This window comes from Mucilaginibacter sp. P4_G9 (genome assembly GCF_056400985.1).
This window is the reverse complement of sequence record NZ_JBFUKF010000679.1, coordinates 1-1,684: the sequence shown is the minus strand read 5'-3', so window position 1 is coordinate 1,684 and position 1,684 is coordinate 1. Positions and strand designations below refer to the sequence as shown.

Here is a 1,684-nt window from a genome sequence, read left to right as displayed (position 1 = left end):
CCACATAAGTACCCATGCCGTCATTAAGCCGCCGGCCAGCCAATATAATTTCGGGATGATAACCAACCTCCTGGGCCTTTTGAGCTAGATAATACGGATCAACGCCTGTGCAATGACCGCCAACAAGCCCTGGTTTAAAATTCAGAAAGTTCCATTTGGTACCAGCAGCTTCTAAAACCGCATGTGTATCGATGCCCATAATATTAAATATTTTGGCTAGTTCGTTCACAAAGGCAATATTGATGTCCCGCTGTGAGTTTTCGATCACTTTACAAGCCTCAGCAACTTTTATACTCGGAGCTTTATGTGTACCAGCATTAACAATTGTTCGATAAAGCCCGTCGATAAAATCGGCAGCCTCCGGTGTTGAGCCCGACGTTACCTTTAAAATATTGGTAAGTGTATGTATTTTATCTCCCGGATTGATTCGCTCAGGCGAGTATCCCGCAAAAAAATCGATGTTAAACTTTAGTGCTGATAGCCTTTCAAGTACCGGTACGCATACGTCTTCGGTAACTCCGGGATAAACAGTAGATTCATAAATAACAACGTCACCGGCCACGAGCACCTTAGCAACCGATTCACTTGCTTTTATCAACAAACCCAAATCGGGACGATTATGCTGATCTGTGGGCGTAGGTACAGAGATAATATACACATTACAATCGGCAATATCCTGAACATCTGAAGTAAAAATAAGCCCGTTTCCGGTACTGCCCGGTAACAAAACTAACCTTAACAGTTCTGTATCGGTTTCAAGCGTACGGTCAAATGCCCTATTTAACTCATCTACACGGCTTTGTTTTATATCAAAACCTATTACGGGGAATTTCCTGGCAAATTCAACAGCTAATGGTAAGCCAACATAGCCAAGGCCAATTATTGCAATGCGGGTAGTTGGGGTTGGTTCAAACATTTATAAGGTAGTATAGACGGGGTAAAGTTAATTAATTTTGCTACAATCATTGTCCCTGGCACGTTAAAGAATGGCTCCATTTAGTATCTTACAGATTGCCAGGTGATTTACGAAATCTGAGTTATTTGTTATCATCCTCGCTTTTCACGTATATCCATAATTGTTAATCAGTTGTCTGCCCATTTTTGGGAGAAATTATGTAGGGTCTTCCTGCGGGATTTATTACTCCGTAGATCCGGGGCACGGTCCTGGCAGGAATATTTTTGCTCGGCTTAAGGATTGTAGAGCTGGTAAACCCCCGAAATTGACCTTTTTAGTGCTGAACCTACAAGCAAAGTAGTAATTTTTTTTTCCAGCATAAGCTGTTCTGCGTGGCTTGCAAACTCGTCTTCGTCTATAATAACAGGATTTTCGGTCATTATTTCTACTATGGTTAAAGTCGCTGTATCAGGGTGTTTTAATAAGGCTCTTCTCAAATCTCCGTCGGTAACTATACCTTTAATATAAGCAGCCTCTCCTACCATTACCATACCCAACCTCCCTTCAGACATTTTTAATAACAGATTCATGAACGTTGCCTGCTCCTCAATAAATGGCAGTTTATCGGTCCGCATAAGATCTTTAACTTTTGTAAGCAATTTGCGCCCCAGGCTTCCGCCGGGATGAAAACGTGCAAAATCATGTTGTTTGAAGCCACGCGATTCCATTAAAGCAACGGCAAGTGCATCCCCCATTACCAAAGCGGCAGTGGTTGATGAAGTTGGCGCA

General features: G+C 42.3%; 2 protein-coding genes. Both read right to left on the bottom strand.

What is annotated here, in order from left to right:
* Nucleotides 1-916 (bottom strand): nucleotide sugar dehydrogenase (locus tag AC1DPZ_RS26670; RefSeq protein ID WP_477409200.1); only part of this gene is annotated, 916 nt, incomplete at its 3' end.
* 272 nt (nt 917-1,188) lie between these two features.
* A partial coding sequence (locus tag AC1DPZ_RS26665) for a CBS domain-containing protein (protein ID WP_477409198.1) occupies nt 1,189-1,684 on the bottom strand: 496 nt, incomplete at its 5' end.